Consider the following 17,625-nt stretch of genomic DNA (forward strand, 5'->3'; position numbering starts at 1 on the left):
TCGCTGCCTATGGCCGTAAGCGAAGCCCATCGGCCGTCGCGCCGTCCTTGCTAGAATGCGCGCTCCAACTCCCCTCCATCCGATGGACCTCGAAACCCTCCTCTTCTCCCAAGGCTTCGGGTCGCGTCGCCAGTGCCGCGGGATCATCGCCGAAGGGCGCGTGTGCATCGGCGGCGAAGCATGCACCGATCCCCGTGCCGATTTTCCCGTCGCACCGCCGCTCGATTTCGACGTCGACGGCCGCACGTGGACCTATCGCGAAAAGGCGTACCTCGCGCTCAACAAGCCGGCGGGCTATGAGTGCTCGCGCGATCCGCAGCATCACCTGAGCGTGTTTCACCTGCTGCCGCCCCAACTTGTCGAGCGCGGCGTGCAGCCGGTCGGGCGGCTCGATCAGGACACCACCGGCCTGCTCCTCCTTTCCGACGATGGCGCGTTCGTGCACGCGTTCACGTCGCCGAAACGCAAGGTGCCGAAGGTCTATCTCGCGACGGTGCGCCATCCGCTCGATAACGCGCAACTCGCGAAGCTCCTCGAAGGCGTGCTGCTGCACGGCGAGTCCAAGCCGACCGCCGCGCTCGCCGCCCATCGACGGGATGACCGGCTGCTCGAGCTAACCGTGCTCGAAGGCAAGTACCACCAGGTCAAGCGGATGGTCGCCGCGGCGGGAAATCGCGTGGAGCAGTTGCATCGCGAGCGCGTCGGCGGCTATGCGCTGCCGGCATCGCTCGGAGAAGGCGAATGGCGCTGGCTCGATGCGGACGACCTTGCTGCTCTGCGCGCGAACGACAACGTTCCGGCCTGATGCGGCCTGATACGCCGCGACGGGATGACAAAGCCCCGTCGGTTTGCAAATCCGTAGAACTCCCGACGCCCGTCCGCTGCATTGCAGCATGCCTTCCGGTTCCGCCGCTCATATACTCGTCTTACGGAACCAGAATGATTAAAACAAGGGCAGGAGGGCATCATGGCTTCCCACATGAGCGTGGCGCTGATTGCGTTCGTCGGGTTGTGCGCGGTCCTGATCGGGGTATTGGGCGTCGTCATGCACATGCGTCACAAGTATTCGCCGAATCTGATCGGCGCGTTGATCGGCGCATTGATGTGCTTCGTTTTGCTCGAAACGATTCCGGCGCTGATCTAGCGCGGCGTGTCCGCGTCGCGCGCCGCTCCGGCGTCTGCGCGAATTCGCTCGCGGAGAAAATCGTCGACGGTGGGATAGCGCAGCGCGTATCCCAGTTCGCGCTTGAGACGCTCGTTGCGAAGCCTTCGCGATTCGCGCATGAATGAAAGCGTGACCGGCTCGAGCCGCGTTTGTGCTTCCTCGCGCGTGATGCGCGGCACGCGCGGCAATCCGCAGGCGTCGGCCACGCGGTCGAAATAATCGGCCATGCGCAGGTCCGTATCGTCCGATGCGTTGATCGCGCGCTGCGGCTTTGCCCGCACCAGCGCGCGAACGATGATCGCGGCGAGATCGTCGGCGTGAATGTGATTCGTATAGACGTCGTCGCGTTCGATGAGCGCCGGCATCGCCCGTTCGATGCGCGCGCGCGGCAGGCGGTCTTCCGCATAAATCCCGGGAATCCGCACGATCGACACGCGCCAGCCGCTTTGCACGCCTGCATCGCGTAACTGCCGTTCCGCCGACGCCCGCCGCCGCGCACGCTCGTTCCCAGGCCGCACGGGCCGCGTTTCGTCGATTTGCGCGCCGCGACAATCGCCGTAGACGCCCGTGGTGCTCGCATACACGAAGCGCACCGGACCGCTGCGCGATGCGATTGCCGATGTGGCTCCAAAAAGGGCGTCGGGTACAATGAAAGAAGGGTTGCGCCACGCGGAACGTGCAGCCGTGGCCGCATGCGCGCCACGCGCCACCGAGCGGCGAGGCGCGCGCAAGGCTGCAAGCAAAGCACGCGTGCGGCGGTCCGTATCGCCATCGCGCTGAGGCGGCGCGAGATGCAAAACGTGCCGTGCGATGCCCGCGAGCCTAGCTAGACTTCTGCGCGCATCGAGATCGCCGGGGATCGGCAACACGCCCGCCGCGCGCAGTTCCGCTGCACGTTCGGGATGATGCGTGAGCGCGATCACGCGCGGTCTCGCGGCGCGGGCATGGAAAAGCGGCAACGTGCGCAGCCCGACATCGCCGCATCCGACGATCAGCACGCGCGGGCGGCGCAGAATTCGAGTGGCGATCATGCGGAGCATTGTATCCGCCGCTCGTTCCAGGCGTCTGGCCGCTGAAGGCGGCATCGAAAGACATACTCACACCATCGCACGAAATCGATCTATGGCATTCAACGTAACGCTCCGGCAAAGCGGCCGGCAGTTTCAGGTGGAACCCGACGAACCGGTGCTGACCGCCGCGCTGCGTCAGGGAATCGGCCTGCCCTACGGCTGCAAGAACGGCGCTTGCGGCTCCTGCAAGGGCGCGGTCGTCCAGGGCGAAGTCGAACAGGCGCCGCATTCGTCGTCGGCGCTCTCCAACGATGAAAAGACTCGCGGCATGGCGCTCTTCTGCTGTGCGACGGCGCAGAGCGATCTGACCATCGACGTGCGCGAAGTGGCGGGCGTCGGCGACGTGCAGGTGAAGAAGCTGCCCTGCCGCGTCAACGCGCTCGAGCGCCGTGCGGACGACGTCATCGAACTGAAGCTGCAGTTGCCCGCCAACGAGCGCCTGCAGTATCTCGCGGGGCAGTACATCGAATTCATCCTGAAGGACGGCAAGCGCCGCAGCTATTCGATGGCGAGCCCGCCGCATCATGAAGGACCGCTCGAACTGCACATCCGCCATATGCCGGGCGGCACGTTTACGGACCACGTGTTCGGCGCGATGAAGGAGCGCGATATCCTGCGCTTCGAAGGCCCGCTCGGCACGTTCTTCCTGCGCGACGAATCGGACAAGCCGATCGTGCTGCTCGCATCGGGCACGGGCTTCGCGCCGATCAAGGCGATCATCGAGCATGCGGTGTTCAAGAACCTGAATCGCCCGATGACGCTCTATTGGGGCGGCCGCCGCAAGAAGGACCTGTACATGATGGACCTCGCCGAGCAATGGGCGAAGGAAGTCCCGAACTTCAAGTTCGTGCCGGTGCTTTCCGAACCCGATGCGGGCGACAACTGGACTGGCCGGAGGGGCTTCGTTCATCGTGCTGTCATCGAAGACCTGCCCGATCTGAGCGCGTATCAGGTCTATGCGTGCGGCGCGCCGGTGATGGTGGAATCCGCGCAGCGCGATTTCACGCTGCATCACCGGTTGCCGGAGGACGAGTTCTACGCGGACTCGTTCACGAGCGCAGCGGATCTCGCGCATCCGGTCTGATCGGCGTTGCAGGCATGCCGCCGGCGCGCAGAATTTCCGCGCTGGCGGTTTACAGCCTCGAACGTCATAACGTATCCTTCGCGAATGAATCGAATTCTGAACGCACTCCGACGCCGCCGCTCGCCGCTTCCCTAGGGATGCCGCTGGCTCGTCAAGCATTCGCGCTCGTCATGGTTCGGTTAAATGAAGCGCAGAGAATGAAGCCACGGAAACACCGTGGCTTTTGTTTTTTGTGCGCCGTTTTCTCTTTCGTCATCGCCTCGTGGAGCCCGCTGTCATGAATTTCAATGAGTACCCCGTCGATTCGCTGATGTACATCACGAACCGCCCCGAGATCGTGTTCACGCACGGCAAGGGCTCGTGGCTCTACGACAACACCGGCAAACGCTATCTGGACTTCATTCAGGGCTGGGCGGTCAATTCGCTCGGCCATTGCAACGACGGCATGATCGAAGCGCTGGACAAGCAGGCGCGCACGCTGATCAATCCGTCGCCGGCGTTCTATAACGGCCCGATGGCGCAGCTTGCGGACTTGCTCACGCAGCACAGCTGCTTCGACAAGGTGTTCTTCGCGAACAGCGGCGCCGAGGCCAACGAAGGCGCGATCAAGCTCGCGCGCAAGTGGGGCCGCAAGTTCCGCAACGGCGCATACGAGATCATCACGTTCGATCACAGCTTCCACGGCCGCACGCTCGCCACGATGTCCGCGAGCGGCAAGGCCGGCTGGGACACGATCTATGCGCCGCAAGTGCCGGGTTTCCCGAAAGCCGATTTGAACGATATCGCCTCGGTCGAAAAGCTCATCGGCGAGAAGACCGTTGCCGTGATGCTCGAGCCGATTCAGGGCGAAGGCGGCGTGATTCCCGCGACGCGCGAGTTCATGGAGCAATTGCGTGCGCTGACGAAGCGGCACAATCTGCTGTTGATCGTCGATGAGGTGCAGAGCGGCTGCGGGCGCGCGGGGACGTTGTTCGCCTATGAGCTGTCGGGCATCGAGCCGGACATCATGACGCTCGGCAAGGGCATCGGTGGCGGCGTGCCGCTCGCCGCGTTGCTGTCGAAGGCGGAAGTCGCGTGCTTCGAAGCCGGCGACCAGGGCGGCACGTATAACGGCAATCCGTTGATGACGGCGGTGGGATATTCGGTGATTTCGCAGTTGACTGCGCCGGGCTTTCTGGAAGGCGTGCGTGAGCGCGGCGAGTATTTGCGTGGCGAACTGCTGAAGCTGTCGGATGAGCGCGGATTCAAGGGCGAACGTGGCGAAGGCTTGCTGCGCGCGCTGCTGCTGGATAGCGACAAGGGACCGCAGATCGTCGAGAAGGCGCGGCTGATGCAACCGGATGGTCTGTTGCTCAACGCGGCGCGTCCGAACTTGCTGCGCTTCATGCCTGCGCTCAATGTGACCAAGGACGAAATCGATCAGATGCTGGCGATGCTGCGCTCGGTGCTCGATACGCTGTGATCGTTCGGACTTTCGAAGCGGGCGATCGCGATGCCGTGATCGCTCTGTGGCGCGATGTGTTTCCCGAGTATGCGGATGCGTCGAGGCCGCAGCGCGATCCGGCTTTGTCGATCGCCAACAAGCTGTCGACTCAGCCTGAGTTGTTCTTTGTCGGTGTGGTGGACGGGGTCGTTGCCGGGACTGTCATGTGTGGTTATGACGGGCATCGGGGGTGGGTTTATTCGCTTGCCGTCTGCCGTTCTCTTCGAGGGCGCGGGTTCGGGCGACGGTTGATGCTTCATGCTGAAGCGGCGCTCGCTCGGCTTGGATGTCCGAAGGTCAATCTGCAGGTGCTCTCCGTTCGGGGTGAGTTGGTTTCGTTTTACGAACGGATGGGGTATCGGGTTGATGATGTTGTTAGTTTGGGCAAGCGGCTTTAGGCTCTTTCTGGTTGTTGAACCTGTATTCATGCCGGTCTGTTTGCTCGCCCCGCCCCGGGGAGGGGCGAGCTAATAAACCGACACGAAAGAAAAAACTCCGCGCGCCCGCGAGCAAGAAAACTCACTCGCCCAGATAAGCAGCCCGAACCTTAGGATCATCGAGCATGATCTTGGCATCGCCCGACATAGTGACAGTCCCCGAATCCATCACATACCCGCGATTAGCGGCCTGAAGCGCGAGCCGCGCGTTCTGCTCGACGAGAAGCACGGTCAAGCCTTCTTTGGAGATCTCGCGAACGACTTCGAAAATCTTCTCGACCATGATGGGAGACAGCCCCATCGAAGGCTCATCGAGCAAGAGCAGCTTGGGCCGCGACAACAAGGCACGAGCCATCGCAAGCATCTGCTGCTCACCGCCGGACAACGTCCCCGCATACTGCGACGCGCGCTCCTTCAAGCGAGGAAAGAAGCCGAACATACGCTCGGTATCCTTCTGAATGCCATCGGCGTCATTGCGCAGATACGCCCCCATCTGCATGTTCTCGAGAATCGACATGCGAGCGAAAATGCCGCGCCCTTCCGGCACCATCGCGAGGCCGCGCTTCAACAGCTCGTGCGTCGGCACGCCCTTGATCGACTGGCCCATGTACTCGATATCGCCGCCCGAATAGGGCTTCAAACCGGTAATGGCCTTCATCGTCGTGGTCTTGCCCGCGCCATTCGCGCCGATCAGCGTAACCAGCTCGCCCTGCCCGACTTCCAGATCGACACCCTTCACCGCCTGGATGCCGCCGTAATTCACCTGCAGGCCCTTGACCTTCAACATCGCATTCATGGTCGCCATTTAGTGCACCCCCGCACCCAGATATGCCTCGATCACCTTCGGGTCCTTCTGCACGTCCTGCGGCAGACCTTCGGCGATCACCTTGCCGTAATCGAGCACCGTCATGCGGTTGCACAATCCCATCACGAGCTTCACGTCGTGTTCGATCAAAAGAATCGTCTTGCCGTCCGCGCGGATCTTGTCGAGCAGACGCGTCAGTTCGACCTTCTCCGTCGCGTTCATGCCCGCAGCGGGTTCGTCGAGCGCAAGCAGCTTCGGATCGGTCGCCAGCGCACGCGCGATCTCGAGCCGGCGCTGATGCCCGTACGACAGATTGCGCGACGTATAGTCCGCGTACTGCAGCACGCCGACATATTCGAGCAATTCCAGCGCGCGTTCCTTGATCTCGCGCTCTTCGCGCCGTTCGGCCGGCGTCTGCAACACCGCGCCGATCAGACCATGCTTCGTGCGCACGTGACGGCCGACCATCACGTTCTCGAGCGCCGTCATGCCGCCAAAGAGACGGATGTTCTGGAAGGTGCGGGCGATGCCCGCCTTCGCCACCTGATACACCGCAGTCGGCGTATAGGCTTCACCGTCCAGCTTGAAGACGCCCGAATCCGGCGTGTAAAGGCCCGTGATGACGTTGAAGAACGTGGTCTTGCCCGCGCCGTTCGGGCCGATCAGACCGTAAATCTCGCCTTCCTTGATTTCGAGGCGCACATCGGAGAGCGCCTGCAAGCCGCCGAAACGCTTATTCACGCCCTGCACGGACAATCGAGTACGTTTGTCGCTCATTTTCAATCCCCCGCCTTAGGCGCGCACCGGCTTCTTGCCGTTGCGCTTCGCGATCTTCGCGATCTTGTCTTCGTGTTTCGCGGCGGGCCACAGGCCTTCCGAGCGATACAGCATGATCAGCACCATCGCCAGACCGTACAGCAACTGACGGATGACTTCGGTATCCACGATCTGATGGCCGAAAATGGCGTTTTGCAGCGGGCCCATCGTCGATCGCAGGAACTCAGGGAACACCGCGAGCAGCACCGCGCCGAGAATCACGCCGGGGATATGGCCCATGCCGCCCAGCACCACGCACGCCAGCACCACGATCGATTCCCAAAACGTGAACGATTCCGGCGACACGAAGCCCTGGAACGCACCGAACATCGCGCCCGACAGGCCGCCGAACGACGCGCCCATCGCGAACGCGAGCAGCTTCACGTTGCGGGTGTTGATGCCCATCGCCTTCGCCGCGATTTCGTCCTCGCGGATCGCCGCCCATGCACGGCCGATACGCGAATGCTGCAGACGCGTACATACCCAGATCACGACCAGCGCGCCCAGCACGAACAGGTAGTAGTACATGTAGACCGACGGGAACTTGAAGCCAAAGAACTCGTGCGTCTGCGACAGATTGAAGCCCGCCACCGTCACCGGATCGATGCCCGTAATCCCCTTCGGACCGTTCGTGATGTTGATCGGACGATCGAGGTTGTTCATGAAGATCCGGACGATTTCCCCGAAGCCCAACGTCACGATCGCGAGATAGTCGCCGCGCAGACGCAGTGTCGGCGCGCCGAGCAGCACGCCAAAGGTGGCAGCGAGCGCCATCGCGACCGGCACGATGAAAAGGAACGGCACGTGCAATCCGCCCGGCGCGAGGTGCGCGATCCATTCGAACTGCGACGTGAGCTGCGGCGACGACAGCAGCGCCGCCGTGTACGCGCCGACCGCGTAGAACGCGATATAGCCCAGGTCGAGCAGGCCGGCGAAGCCGACCACCACGTTGAGACCGAGCGCCAGCATCACGTAGAGCATCGCGAAGTCGAGCACGCGGACCCAGTAGTTGCCGCCGGCCGCGCCGATCACCATCGGCGCTGCGATCACGAACACGGCGGTGAGAACGCCGACGACGAGCGTCTTCGTCGTGTTCTTCTCGGGGATGAGCGTCGTCGACGGCTCAATCGGTTGAATCGATGTCATTTTATTCAGCTCCTCACACGGTCTTTAAGCGCGATCCGCGACACGTTCGCCGAGCAGACCCGACGGACGGAACACGAGCACGATGATCAGCACGATGAAGGCGAACACGTCCTGATAGTTACTGCCGAAGACGCCGCCCGTCAGATTGCCGATGTATCCGGCGCCCAATTGCTCGATCAAGCCGAGCAGCACGCCGCCGACCATCGCGCCGCCCAGATTGCCGATACCGCCCAGCACCGCCGCCGTGAACGCCTTCAGGCCGGGGATGAAGCCCATGTAGAAGTGCGCGTTGCCGTATTCCGACGCGATCATCACGCCGGCGAGCGCGGCGAGCGCGGAACCGATCATGAAGGTCGCGGAAATCACGAAGTTCGGATTCACGCCCATCAGCGATGCGACGCCGGGGTTCTCGGCGATCGCGCGCATTGCACGGCCGAGCTTGGTCTTGTGCACGAGCAGGAGGAGACCGGCCATCACGAGGAACGCGACCACGATGATGACGATTTCCGTCATCGAGATCACGGCGCCCGGGTTGTTCTCGCCGGCGGTGATCACGTTGATCGGATCGGTCGGCAGAAGCTGCGGGAACGCGAGCGGATTGCGGCCCCAAATCATCATCGCGATGGTCTGCAACAGAATCGACACGCCGATGGCGGTGATCAGCGGCGCGAGACGCGGCGCCTTGCGCAGCGGCCGGTACGCGACTTTTTCGATCGTATAACCCACGACCGCGCAAACGACCGCGGCAATCACGAGCGCGATCGTCAGCATGATCGGCCCGGGCATCGATGGAAAGTGGTTCTGCATGACGCCTATCGCTGACAGGGCGACCATCGCGCCCACCATCAGCACGTCGCCGTGCGCGAAGTTGATGATGCCGAGAATCCCGTACACCATCGTATAGCCCAGAGCGATGATGGCGTAGACGCTGCCAAGCACCAGACCGTTGATGATCTGCTGGATGAAAATATCCATTAAAAGCTCCTTAGCCCCGTGCGACCAGATCACGCCTTTATCACCGGCCGATAAACCGGTGTGAAGCGAAATCTGGAGCAGCACTGCGCGTACTTTTGAAAAAAACCGGTAAGGGTTAATCGCCTGCCGTTCGGCCCGCCGCCGGATAGGTGCGGGCTTCCGGCAGACGGATACGAAACGGCGCTGTCGATAAGGCGCCGCAAGACTGCAAACGCCTGCTGCTACTGCTTGACGACGTCGAGCACTTCCTTCTTTTTGTCCTTGAAGTCGTAAAGCGTGATGGTGCCCGCCTTCAGATCGCCTTTATCGTCAAACGCGATATGCCCCGTCAGACCGTTGAAATCCGTCGTGGCCATCGCCGCGAGCACCTTGCCCGCTTCGATGGAATTGGCGCGCTTCATTGCATCGACGATCACGTACATCGCGTCATACGTGAACGGCGCGTAAATCTGCACCGGCGTGTGAAAACGTGCTTCGTACTTCTGCGCGAAGTCCGCCCCCTTGTCCATCTTCGAGAGCGCGGGCCCGGCTTCCGTGCAGACGACGTTCTGCACCGCGTCGCCCGCCAGCTCCGGCAACTGCTGCGTGCAGACGCCGTCGCCCGCCAGAATCTTCGCCTTCACGCCAAGCGCCGCGGCTTCCTTCGCGAACGGGCCGCCCGTCACGTCCATGCCGCCGTACATCACCACGTCGGGCTGCACGCGCTTGATCTTCGTGATGATCGCCTTGAAATTGCGCGCCTTCTCGGTTGTCGACTCGCGCGCCGCAATCTTTATCCCGCCTGCCTGAACCGTCTTTGCGAACTCGTCTGCGAGGCCGCGGCCGTAGGCGCTGGCGTCATCGACGATCACGACTTTCTTCGCATGCAGCGTCTTCATCGCGTAGCCGGCCAGCACGGGGCCCTGCTGCGCGTCGGTGGCCACGACGCGGAACGTCGTCTTGTAGCCTTGCTTCGTGTACTGCGGGTTCGTCGTCGAGGGCGAGATCTGCGCGATGCCCGCATCGCTATAAATCTTCGACGCCGGAATCGACACGCCCGAATTCAAATGTCCGATCACGGCGACTACGTGGTCATCGACGAGGCGCTGCGCGGCTTCCTCGCCGGTGCGCGGATCGGCGGCATCGTCCTGGCTGTCGAGCTGGAGGCGGATGGCGCGACCGTCGATCGTCAGACCCTGACCGCTGATTTCTTCCAGCGCGAGCCGCGCGCCGTTTTCATTGTCCTTGCCGAGATGCGCCTGAGTGCCGGTGAGCGGCGCGACATGACCGATCTTGACGACCGTCGCCTCGCTCGCGGGCGCCACGGCTGCCGCCGGCGCGACAGCGGCGCTGGCCGCCGACGCTGCTCCGCCCGCTCCGCCTTCGTCCTTCTTGCCGCATGCAGTTGCCATTGCAACCGCAGCCGCGATGGACACGGCGTGAGCAAACTTGAATCGCATCAAATAGGTCTCCTGCGGCTTTCAAAACGGTTACCAAAGCCCCTTGGGACTCAAGACGCGCGAATTGTAACGCCAAATATGAGACGAGCAATATTCTTGCGTGGCGGGGTTTTCCAGCATTGCAACCCGCATTTTCGGGCTGTTTCGCAGCAAAAGCGCAACCGGGTTGCGATCCACCGTTGTGCAGTAGTTGCACCACTTCAGCAGTGGGCCTACAGGGAGCCTCAAAAACTTGCGCGTGAGGTGGTCCAGATTGGTGCATCTTGTCTAATGAAGCCGGTCGCGGTACGAAATTCAGGACGAAAAAAAAGCGCCCGGAGGCGCTTTTCGAGGAATTAGTCTAATCACTGCGGCAGGGACAAACCGCGCGGCAGCGGGAAGGAAATCGTTTCTTCGATGCCTTCGAGCGACCGCACGCTGCGCACGCCAAGTTCCCGCAGCCTTTCGATGACCGCCTGAGCCAGCACTTCCGGCGCGGATGCTCCCGCCGTCACGCCGATGCGCTTTTTCCCTTCGAGCCACGCCGGATCGATCTGCGCAGGCGAATCCACCATATAGGCGGGAATGCCGCTGCGCTCCGCCACTTCCCGCAGGCGGCTCGAATTTGAGCTGTTCGGGCTGCCGACCACGATCACTACGTCGCACTGCGGCGCAAGAAACTTCACCGCGTCCTGGCGATTCTGCGTCGCGTAACAGATGTCCTGCTTCTTCGGTTCCTTGACGCTCGGATATTTGCGCTTCAGCGCATCGATGATGGCGGAGGCATCGTCGACGGAAAGCGTCGTCTGCGTGACATAGGCGATGCGGTTCGGATCGCGCAAGTCGAGCTTCTGCACGTCGTCGATATCTTCGACGAGATGCATGCCTTCGCCCGACTGCCCCATCGTGCCTTCGACTTCCGGATGGCCCTTGTGGCCGATCATCACGATATCGAAGCCTTCCTGGCGCATCTTCGCGACTTCCATGTGCACCTTGGTCACGAGCGGACACGTGGCGTCGAACACACGCAGACCGCGCGCTTCGGCCTCGGCACGCACTGCCTTCGATACCCCGTGCGCACTGAAAATCAGCGTGCTGCCCTCGGGCACGTCCGTCAGTTCCTCGATGAAGATCGCGCCCTTCTTGCGCAAATCCGCGACGACATAGGCGTTATGGACGATTTCGTGCCTGACGTAGATCGGCGCGCCGAACAGCTTGATGGCCCGCTCGACGATCTCGATGGCGCGATCGACGCCCGCACAGAACCCGCGCGGCTGGGCGAGCAGGATTTCGAGGTCGGTTTCGATGTCGTTGAGGCTTTCGGTCAGGCTCATGGCTACAGAATTCCGATGATTTTCACTTCGAAGGCCAGCGCCTGGCCGGCGAGCGGGTGATTGAAGTCGAACAGCGCCGACGTCTCGCCCACTTCCTTGAGCACGCCGGCGTAGCGCCCGCCGTTGGGCGCGTTGAATTCGACGAGATCGCCCGGAGAAAAATCCTCGCCGATCATGCTGTTTTCGCGCAGCGTCGCAAGCGACACGCGCTGCACCAGCTCCGGATTGCGCGGCCCGAACGCCTGCTCGGGCGTTAGCTGAAAGGTCGAATGGTGGCCGACCTTCAATCCCAGCAGAATTTCTTCGAGCGGCGGCGCGAGCTGGCCCGCGCCCAGGAGGAGCGTCGCGGGCTTTTCGGTGAAGGTATTCACGATGTCGGCACCATCGGCCAGTGCGAGCCGGTAATGAAGCGTGACGTGGGAACCGGGTTTCACCTCGGAGATATCGATGATGCTCATGAGTATTGGATGTGGCGGTTCAGTGAGAAGCGCGGCGTGCGCCGGGCGAGCGGCGGCTCTTCGGCACGAAGCTGCGAACCGCGGGGCGCATCGTCGGAACGAGCGCCAAAACCGCTATTGTAAGACAGAGTTGCGTAACGTCGTGACGGGCGCACGCGGCGTTCGTGCGGCGCGCCTCGCAAGTTCGCTTGCACGGAGCGTGCAATGACAGCCGCCCTTCCGCTGCCCGCGCCCGTCGATGCAATCGTGCAGGAGCGGCTGCGCTCACTGTCGATTCCCGAATGGGACGAGGCCGACCGGCCGCGCGAGCGGCTGCTGAAGGCCGGACCAGCCACGCTCTCCGACGCCGAACTGCTCGCGCTTTTCCTGCGGACGGGCGTGCCGGGCCTGACCGCCGTCGACGTGGCGCGCGCGCTGCTGCGACGATTTGGCTCACTGCGCGCGGTGCTGGATGCTTCCGCGTCCGATTTGCAGGACGAGCGCGGCGTCGGCGAAGCGCGCGCCGCGACGCTGCTCGCCGTGTCCGAAATGTGCCGGCGGGCGCTCGCCGAGAAGGCGCGCGACCGCATGCTCCTCAATTCGCCCGGCGCGGTGGAGGACTTCCTGCGCCTGAAAATCGGCACGCGGGCGAACGAAGTGTTCATCTGCATCTATCTGGACGCGCGTCATCAACTGCTGGATATCTGCGAGGAGGCGCAAGGGTCGCTGACGCGGGTGGCGGTTTATCCGCGCGAGATCGTCAAGCGCGCACTTGCATTCAATGCAGCGGGGCTGATCGTCGCGCATAATCATCCGTCGGGCGGCGTCGAGCCGAGCGGCAGCGACCGCAAGCTCACGCGCACGCTGCAGGATGCGCTCGCACTCATCGACGTCAAGCTGCTCGATCATATGGTCGTCGCGTCCAATGACATTTTTTCGTTCGCGCGCGAGGGCTGGCTGTGACGCCCCACACACAGGCGCGCCCGGACCAGAAAATCTTGATAATGCACTGTTTTTCCTGCTAGAATCCTCGTTTGCTTTTTTCAACCCGCCTGTTCTGATCCACGCAGTCCTCATTGGCATAACCGTGCTGCCAAGTCCCCGATCGGCAAATTGGGCGATTAGAGGCATCGACGAAGGAATTCTCCTTCATTCGAGCGTTCGATTCAGACTCAACGTGTATTAGGAGTGTCACCATGGCACGCGTATGCCAAGTAACTGGGAAAGGCCCGATGTCGGGCAACAACGTTTCCCACGCAAACAACCGGACCAAGCGTCGTTTCCTGCCGAACCTGCAGAACCGCCGTTTCTTCGTTGAAAGCGAAAACCGCTGGGTGCGTCTGCGCGTCTCGAACGCCGGCCTGCGCCTGATCGACAAGAACGGTATTGACGCCGTGCTCGCAGACTTGCGCGCACGCGGTGAAATCTAAGGAGCACGCACATGGCCAAAGGCGCACGCGACAAGATCAAGCTGGAGTCGACCGCAGGCACGGGTCACTTCTACACGACGACCAAGAACAAGCGCAACATGCCGGAGAAGATGCTGATCAAGAAGTTCGATCCCGTCGCCCGCAAGCATGTTGACTACAAGGAAACCAAGATCAAGTAAATCTTGATCTCGAGTCCTTGACGAAGACACCGGAAAGCCCCGCCCATGCGGGGCTTTCTGCGTTTCGGCCCGATATTTCGCGTTTTCCCACGCTTTTCACACGCCCGTGCGCGGGTTTTCGTTGTTCGCGCCGCGCGCCGCGCGTTATGCTTGCCGGCTAGGCAAGCACGGGAACGGAGACGCGGCAGCATGAATTTCGATGTAGCGATCGTAGGAAGCGGCCTCGCGGGACTGAGCGTCGCGCTGAACCTGGCCGAGACGCGGCGCGTCGCGATCGTCGCGAAACGCCCGGTGAGCGAGGGCGCCAGCGACTGGGCCCAGGGCGGCATCGCGGCGGTGCTGGATTCGGCCGACAGTATCGACAATCACGTCGCCGATACGCTCATCGCGGGCGGCGGCCTGTGCGACGAAGCCGCGACGCGCTTCATCGTCGAGAACGGGCGCGAGGCGATCGAATGGCTGATCAATGCAGGCGTCCCCTTCACCCGCGACAGTTCCGCGGAACTCGGGTTTCATCTGACGCGCGAAGGCGGTCACAGTCACCGCCGCATCATTCACGCCGCCGACGCGACGGGCCACGCCGTCGTCACGACGCTCAACGAGCGCGTGCGCAATCATCCGAACATCACCGTTCTCGAAGATCACTACGCGATCGACCTCATCACGTCCGACCGGCTCGGAATGCCCGGCCATCGTTGCCACGGTCTTTATGCGCTCGACCTGAAAAGCGGGCGGACCGTGACGATTCAGGCGCCGCATACGGTGCTGGCGACGGGCGGCGCGGGCAAGGTCTATCTCTACACGACCAATCCCGACACCGCCACCGGCGACGGCATCGCGATGGCGTGGCGCGCGGGCTGCCGTGTCGGGAACATGGAATTCATCCAGTTCCATCCGACGTGCCTGTTCCATCCGTACGCGAAGTCGTTTCTCATCTCCGAAGCGGTGCGCGGCGAAGGCGGCATCTTGCGCCTGCCGGACGGCACGCGCTTCATGCCCGAACACGACGAACGCGCCGAACTCGCGCCCCGCGATATCGTCGCGCGGGCAATCGACTTCGAGATCAAGAAGCGCGGGATCGACTGCGTGTATCTGGATATCAGCCACCAGCCGCGTGCATTCCTCGAAGAACATTTCCCAACGATCCTCGCGCGCTGCCGCGAATTTGGCATCGACATCGCGAAGGAGCCGATTCCGGTCGTGCCCGCCGCGCATTACACGTGCGGCGGCGTCGTCACCGATCTGGCCGGGCGCACGGACCGGCCGGGGCTGTATGCGGTCGGTGAAACCGCCTGCACCGGTTTGCATGGCGCGAACCGGCTCGCGAGCAATTCGCTGCTCGAATGCATCGTGATTGGGCGCGCGGCGGCGAGCGCCATCGAAGCCGACGGCTTCTCCTCCGGCTGCCACGCCGAGCTGCCCGACTGGGACGAGAGCCGCGTGTCGGATCCGGACGAGGAAGTCGTCGTCGCGCACAACTGGGACGAGTTGCGGCGGCTCATGTGGAATTACGTCGGCATCGTGCGCACGGACAAGCGGCTTGCTCGTGCGCAGCACCGGATTGCGCTCCTGCGCGACGAAATCCACGAGTACTACGCGAACTTCAAAGTGAGCCGCGATTTGCTCGAACTGCGCAATCTGGTCGACGTGGCGTCGCTGATCGTCGAGAGCGCCTGCACGCGGCGCGAAAGCCGCGGCCTGCATTTCAGCCGCGACTGGCCCGGCACCTTGCCGAAGGCGCTGCCGACCGTGCTGATGCCGCCACCGAAGCGGCGGCGCGGCGTCTGACGGACGCTAGAGAATGCGCATCGAAAAATCGGTGGCGCGCACGTCTTTCGTGAGCGCGCCGATCGAGATGCGGTCGACGCCCGTTTCCGCGATTGCGCGCACGGTGTCGAAGTTCACGCCGCCCGACACTTCCAGCAACGCACGGCCTGCCGTGATACGCACGGCATCGCGCATGGCGTCGAGCGCGAAGTTATCGAGCAGAACGGATTCCGCACGATGCGCCAGCGCCGTTTGGAGCTGTGCAAGCGTTTCAACTTCGATCTGAATCGGCACGCCGGCGTTCAGGGCGAGCGCCGCATCCATCGCCTCGCCGACGCCGCCCGCCGCCGCGATGTGATTTTCCTTGATCAGAATGCCGTCATACAGCGCGAGCCGCTGATTCGCTCCGCCGCCGACGCGCACGGCGTATTTCTGCGCGAGCCGCAAGCCCGGCAGCGTCTTGCGCGTATCGAGGATGTGCGCGCGCGTGCCTTCGATCGCATCGACATAACGGCGCGTCGCGCTCGCCACGCCCGAAAGCAGCTGCAGGAAGTTGAGGCCGTTGCGCTCGGCGGTCAACAGCGCACGCGCCGGACCGTGCAGAAGGACGACGGGCGTATCGGCCGCCATGCGCTGCCCTTCCTTGTAATGCCATTCCATTTCGATCGACGGATCGACCCGCCGCATCACTTCGATGAACCACGGCACGCCGCACAGCACCGCGTCTTCTCGCACGAGGATGCGCGCCGTGCGCCGCGCGTCGGCGGGCACGAGACGGCCGGTGACGTCGCCGCTGCCGATGTCTTCCGCGAGCGCATCGGCGACATTGCGCGAAAGCGCCGCGTCGAATGCTTCGCCGTACTGGGCGCGGACTTCTTCGAATATCGACATCACGCGGCTCCGACGTTCGTGAACAGCGCGGCGTCCTTTGCCAGATCGCCGCTCGTCTGCACGCGCTTCTTGTGGCGTGCGGCGAAATCGAGCATCCGGTCGATCGGCACGCGCGCCCGTTCGCCGATGGCCGCATCGACGTGAATCTCGTTGTGACCGCGTTCGAGCACGTCGGCAAGATTGGCGAGGCCGTTCATCGCCATCCACGGACAATGCGCGCAGCTCTTGCACGTCGCGCTGTTGCCGGCCGTGGGGGCCTCGATAAACGTCTTGCCCGGCGCGGCGAGCCGCATCTTGTGCAGGATGCCCAGGTCCGTCGCGACGATGAAGCGTTTCGTATCGAGCCGTACGGCGGCATCGATCAGTTGCGTGGTCGAGCCGACGACATCGGCCAGCCGCACGACTGCTTCCGGCGATTCCGGATGCACGAGTATCTTCGCGTCCGGATACTCGGCGCGCAAAAGATCCAGTTCGACGCCCTTGAACTCGTCATGCACGAGGCACGAGCCCTGCCACAGCAACATGTCCGCGCCGGTCTTGTTCTGAATGTAGCCGCCGAGATGCCGATCCGGCGCCCACAGAATCTTTTCACCACGCGCGTGCAAATCCGCAACGATTTCCAGCCCGATCGACGACGTGACCATCCAGTCGGCCCGCGCCTTCACCGCCGCGCTCGTGTTCGCGTAGACGACGACGGTGCGGTCCGGATGGGCATCGCAGAAAGCGGAGAATTCATCGGCGGGGCAGCCGAGATCGAGCGAGCACGTCGCGTCGAGGTCGGGCATCAGCACGCGCTTGGCGGGGCTCAGAATCTTGGCCGTCTCGCCCATGAAGCGCACGCCCGCGACGACCAGCGTCTTCGCGGCATGGTCGCGGCCGAAGCGCGCCATTTCGAGCGAATCGGCGACGCAGCCGCCAGTTTCGTCGGCGAGCTCCTGAAGCTCGGCATCGACGTAATAGTGCGCCACCAGCACCGCCTCTTCGCGCTTCAGAAGCGCACGGATGCGCTCCTTCAACGCCCGTTTCTCTTCCGGCGACGGCGCGTTCGGCACTCTCGCCCACGCCTCGCCCACTCCGCACGTCAGGCCTTGCGGCCGGTCGTACTCGACGCTCCTGATCGCTTCCATGTCCCCTGTCCCGCCCTTCGAGCAAAAAACAACGCGAAATCCGCCGCACAAAAACAAAGAC

General features: G+C 63.0%; 19 protein-coding genes. 9 read left to right on the forward strand and 10 right to left on the reverse strand.

Annotation, left to right across the window (positions count from 1 at the left end; all coding sequences use genetic code 11):
* Nucleotides 1-82: 82 nt before the first annotated feature.
* Entirely contained in the window at nucleotides 83-805 is a 723-nt protein-coding gene (locus LDZ21_RS10795) for a pseudouridine synthase (RefSeq protein WP_244793337.1), read from the forward strand.
* A gap of 162 nt (nucleotides 806-967) precedes the next feature.
* Nucleotides 968-1,144, forward strand: coding sequence for a hypothetical protein (locus LDZ21_RS10800; protein WP_035960495.1), 177 nt, complete (start codon nucleotides 968-970; stop codon nucleotides 1,142-1,144).
* Here LDZ21_RS10800 and LDZ21_RS10805 read toward each other — a convergent pair.
* Complete coding sequence (locus LDZ21_RS10805; RefSeq protein WP_244793339.1) at nucleotides 1,141-2,196, reverse strand: NAD-dependent epimerase/dehydratase family protein; 1,056 nt, start codon at nucleotides 2,194-2,196, stop codon at nucleotides 1,141-1,143. The two genes, LDZ21_RS10800 and LDZ21_RS10805, sit on opposite strands and share 4 nt — an antisense overlap.
* A 91-nt stretch (nucleotides 2,197-2,287) precedes the next feature.
* Between LDZ21_RS10805 and LDZ21_RS10810 the strand changes: the two genes are divergently transcribed.
* The 3 genes from LDZ21_RS10810 (at nucleotide 2,288) to LDZ21_RS10820 (ending at nucleotide 5,200) form a co-directional block, all read left to right on the forward strand.
* The gene (locus LDZ21_RS10810; RefSeq protein ID WP_244793341.1) at nucleotides 2,288-3,319 is read left to right on the forward strand and encodes a CDP-6-deoxy-delta-3,4-glucoseen reductase; all 1,032 of its coding nucleotides are present in this window, start codon (nucleotides 2,288-2,290) and stop codon (nucleotides 3,317-3,319) included.
* 277 nt (nucleotides 3,320-3,596) lie between these two features.
* Nucleotides 3,597-4,781: an acetylornithine transaminase gene (locus LDZ21_RS10815; protein WP_035960493.1), complete on the forward strand. Its 1,185-nt coding sequence runs from the start codon at nucleotides 3,597-3,599 to the stop codon at nucleotides 4,779-4,781.
* Complete coding sequence (locus LDZ21_RS10820; RefSeq protein ID WP_244793343.1) at nucleotides 4,778-5,200, forward strand: GNAT family acetyltransferase; 423 nt, start codon at nucleotides 4,778-4,780, stop codon at nucleotides 5,198-5,200. The genes LDZ21_RS10815 and LDZ21_RS10820 overlap by 4 nt, the downstream gene beginning before the upstream one ends.
* 121 nt (nucleotides 5,201-5,321) lie before the next feature.
* Here LDZ21_RS10820 and LDZ21_RS10825 read toward each other — a convergent pair whose 3' ends face one another.
* The 7 genes from LDZ21_RS10825 to LDZ21_RS10855 form a co-directional block, all read right to left on the reverse strand.
* Nucleotides 5,322-6,044: an ABC transporter ATP-binding protein gene (locus tag LDZ21_RS10825; protein ID WP_035960490.1), complete on the reverse strand. Its 723-nt coding sequence runs from the start codon at nucleotides 6,042-6,044 to the stop codon at nucleotides 5,322-5,324.
* Complete coding sequence (locus tag LDZ21_RS10830) at nucleotides 6,045-6,821, reverse strand: ABC transporter ATP-binding protein (protein WP_035960489.1); 777 nt, start codon at nucleotides 6,819-6,821, stop codon at nucleotides 6,045-6,047.
* A 15-nt stretch (nucleotides 6,822-6,836) separates the two neighbouring features.
* A complete protein-coding gene (locus LDZ21_RS10835) occupies nucleotides 6,837-8,006 on the reverse strand; it encodes an ABC transporter permease subunit (RefSeq protein ID WP_244793345.1) in 1,170 nt (389 codons plus the stop codon).
* A 24-nt stretch (nucleotides 8,007-8,030) separates the two neighbouring features.
* Nucleotides 8,031-8,981, reverse strand: a complete 951-nt coding sequence (locus LDZ21_RS10840; RefSeq protein ID WP_035968088.1) for a branched-chain amino acid ABC transporter permease — start codon at nucleotides 8,979-8,981, stop codon at nucleotides 8,031-8,033.
* A 221-nt stretch (nucleotides 8,982-9,202) separates the two neighbouring features.
* Nucleotides 9,203-10,420 (reverse strand): branched-chain amino acid ABC transporter substrate-binding protein, encoded by a 1,218-nt coding sequence (locus LDZ21_RS10845; RefSeq protein ID WP_244793347.1) that lies wholly within the window; start codon nucleotides 10,418-10,420, stop codon nucleotides 9,203-9,205.
* A 344-nt stretch (nucleotides 10,421-10,764) separates the two neighbouring features.
* Entirely contained in the window at nucleotides 10,765-11,733 is a 969-nt protein-coding gene (gene ispH / locus LDZ21_RS10850) for a 4-hydroxy-3-methylbut-2-enyl diphosphate reductase (protein ID WP_244793349.1), read from the reverse strand.
* A 2-nt stretch (nucleotides 11,734-11,735) separates the two neighbouring features.
* A complete protein-coding gene (locus LDZ21_RS10855; protein ID WP_035968092.1) occupies nucleotides 11,736-12,191 on the reverse strand; it encodes an FKBP-type peptidyl-prolyl cis-trans isomerase in 456 nt (151 codons plus the stop codon).
* A gap of 204 nt (nucleotides 12,192-12,395) precedes the next feature.
* On the opposite strand from LDZ21_RS10855, the gene radC reads away from it, so the two are divergent.
* The 4 genes from radC to nadB all read left to right on the forward strand — a co-directional run bounded on the left by radC (nucleotide 12,396) and on the right by nadB (nucleotide 15,567).
* Nucleotides 12,396-13,133 carry a RadC family protein gene (radC, locus tag LDZ21_RS10860; RefSeq protein ID WP_244793351.1) on the forward strand — a complete coding sequence of 246 codons (738 nt, stop codon included), beginning with the start codon at nucleotides 12,396-12,398 and terminating at the stop codon, nucleotides 13,131-13,133.
* A 233-nt stretch (nucleotides 13,134-13,366) separates the two neighbouring features.
* Nucleotides 13,367-13,600 carry a 50S ribosomal protein L28 gene (gene rpmB, locus LDZ21_RS10865; protein ID WP_035968094.1) on the forward strand — a complete coding sequence of 78 codons (234 nt, stop codon included), beginning with the start codon at nucleotides 13,367-13,369 and terminating at the stop codon, nucleotides 13,598-13,600.
* A gap of 11 nt (nucleotides 13,601-13,611) precedes the next feature.
* Nucleotides 13,612-13,779, forward strand: a complete 168-nt coding sequence (rpmG, locus tag LDZ21_RS10870) for a 50S ribosomal protein L33 (protein WP_014190626.1) — start codon at nucleotides 13,612-13,614, stop codon at nucleotides 13,777-13,779.
* A gap of 189 nt (nucleotides 13,780-13,968) precedes the next feature.
* The gene (gene nadB / locus LDZ21_RS10875) at nucleotides 13,969-15,567 is read left to right on the forward strand and encodes an L-aspartate oxidase (protein WP_244793353.1); all 1,599 of its coding nucleotides are present in this window, start codon (nucleotides 13,969-13,971) and stop codon (nucleotides 15,565-15,567) included.
* Between the two features lie 6 nt (nucleotides 15,568-15,573).
* Here nadB and nadC read toward each other — a convergent pair whose 3' ends face one another.
* Together nadC and nadA are read right to left on the reverse strand one after the other, a co-directional pair.
* Entirely contained in the window at nucleotides 15,574-16,437 is an 864-nt protein-coding gene (gene nadC / locus LDZ21_RS10880; RefSeq protein ID WP_244793354.1) for a carboxylating nicotinate-nucleotide diphosphorylase, read from the reverse strand.
* Entirely contained in the window at nucleotides 16,437-17,564 is a 1,128-nt protein-coding gene (nadA, locus tag LDZ21_RS10885) for a quinolinate synthase NadA (protein ID WP_244793356.1), read from the reverse strand. The genes nadC and nadA overlap by 1 nt, the downstream gene beginning before the upstream one ends.
* Nucleotides 17,565-17,625 lie beyond the last annotated feature (61 nt).

It is taken from the genome of Caballeronia grimmiae, assembly GCF_022879615.1.
Lineage (GTDB): Bacteria > Pseudomonadota > Gammaproteobacteria > Burkholderiales > Burkholderiaceae > Caballeronia > Caballeronia grimmiae.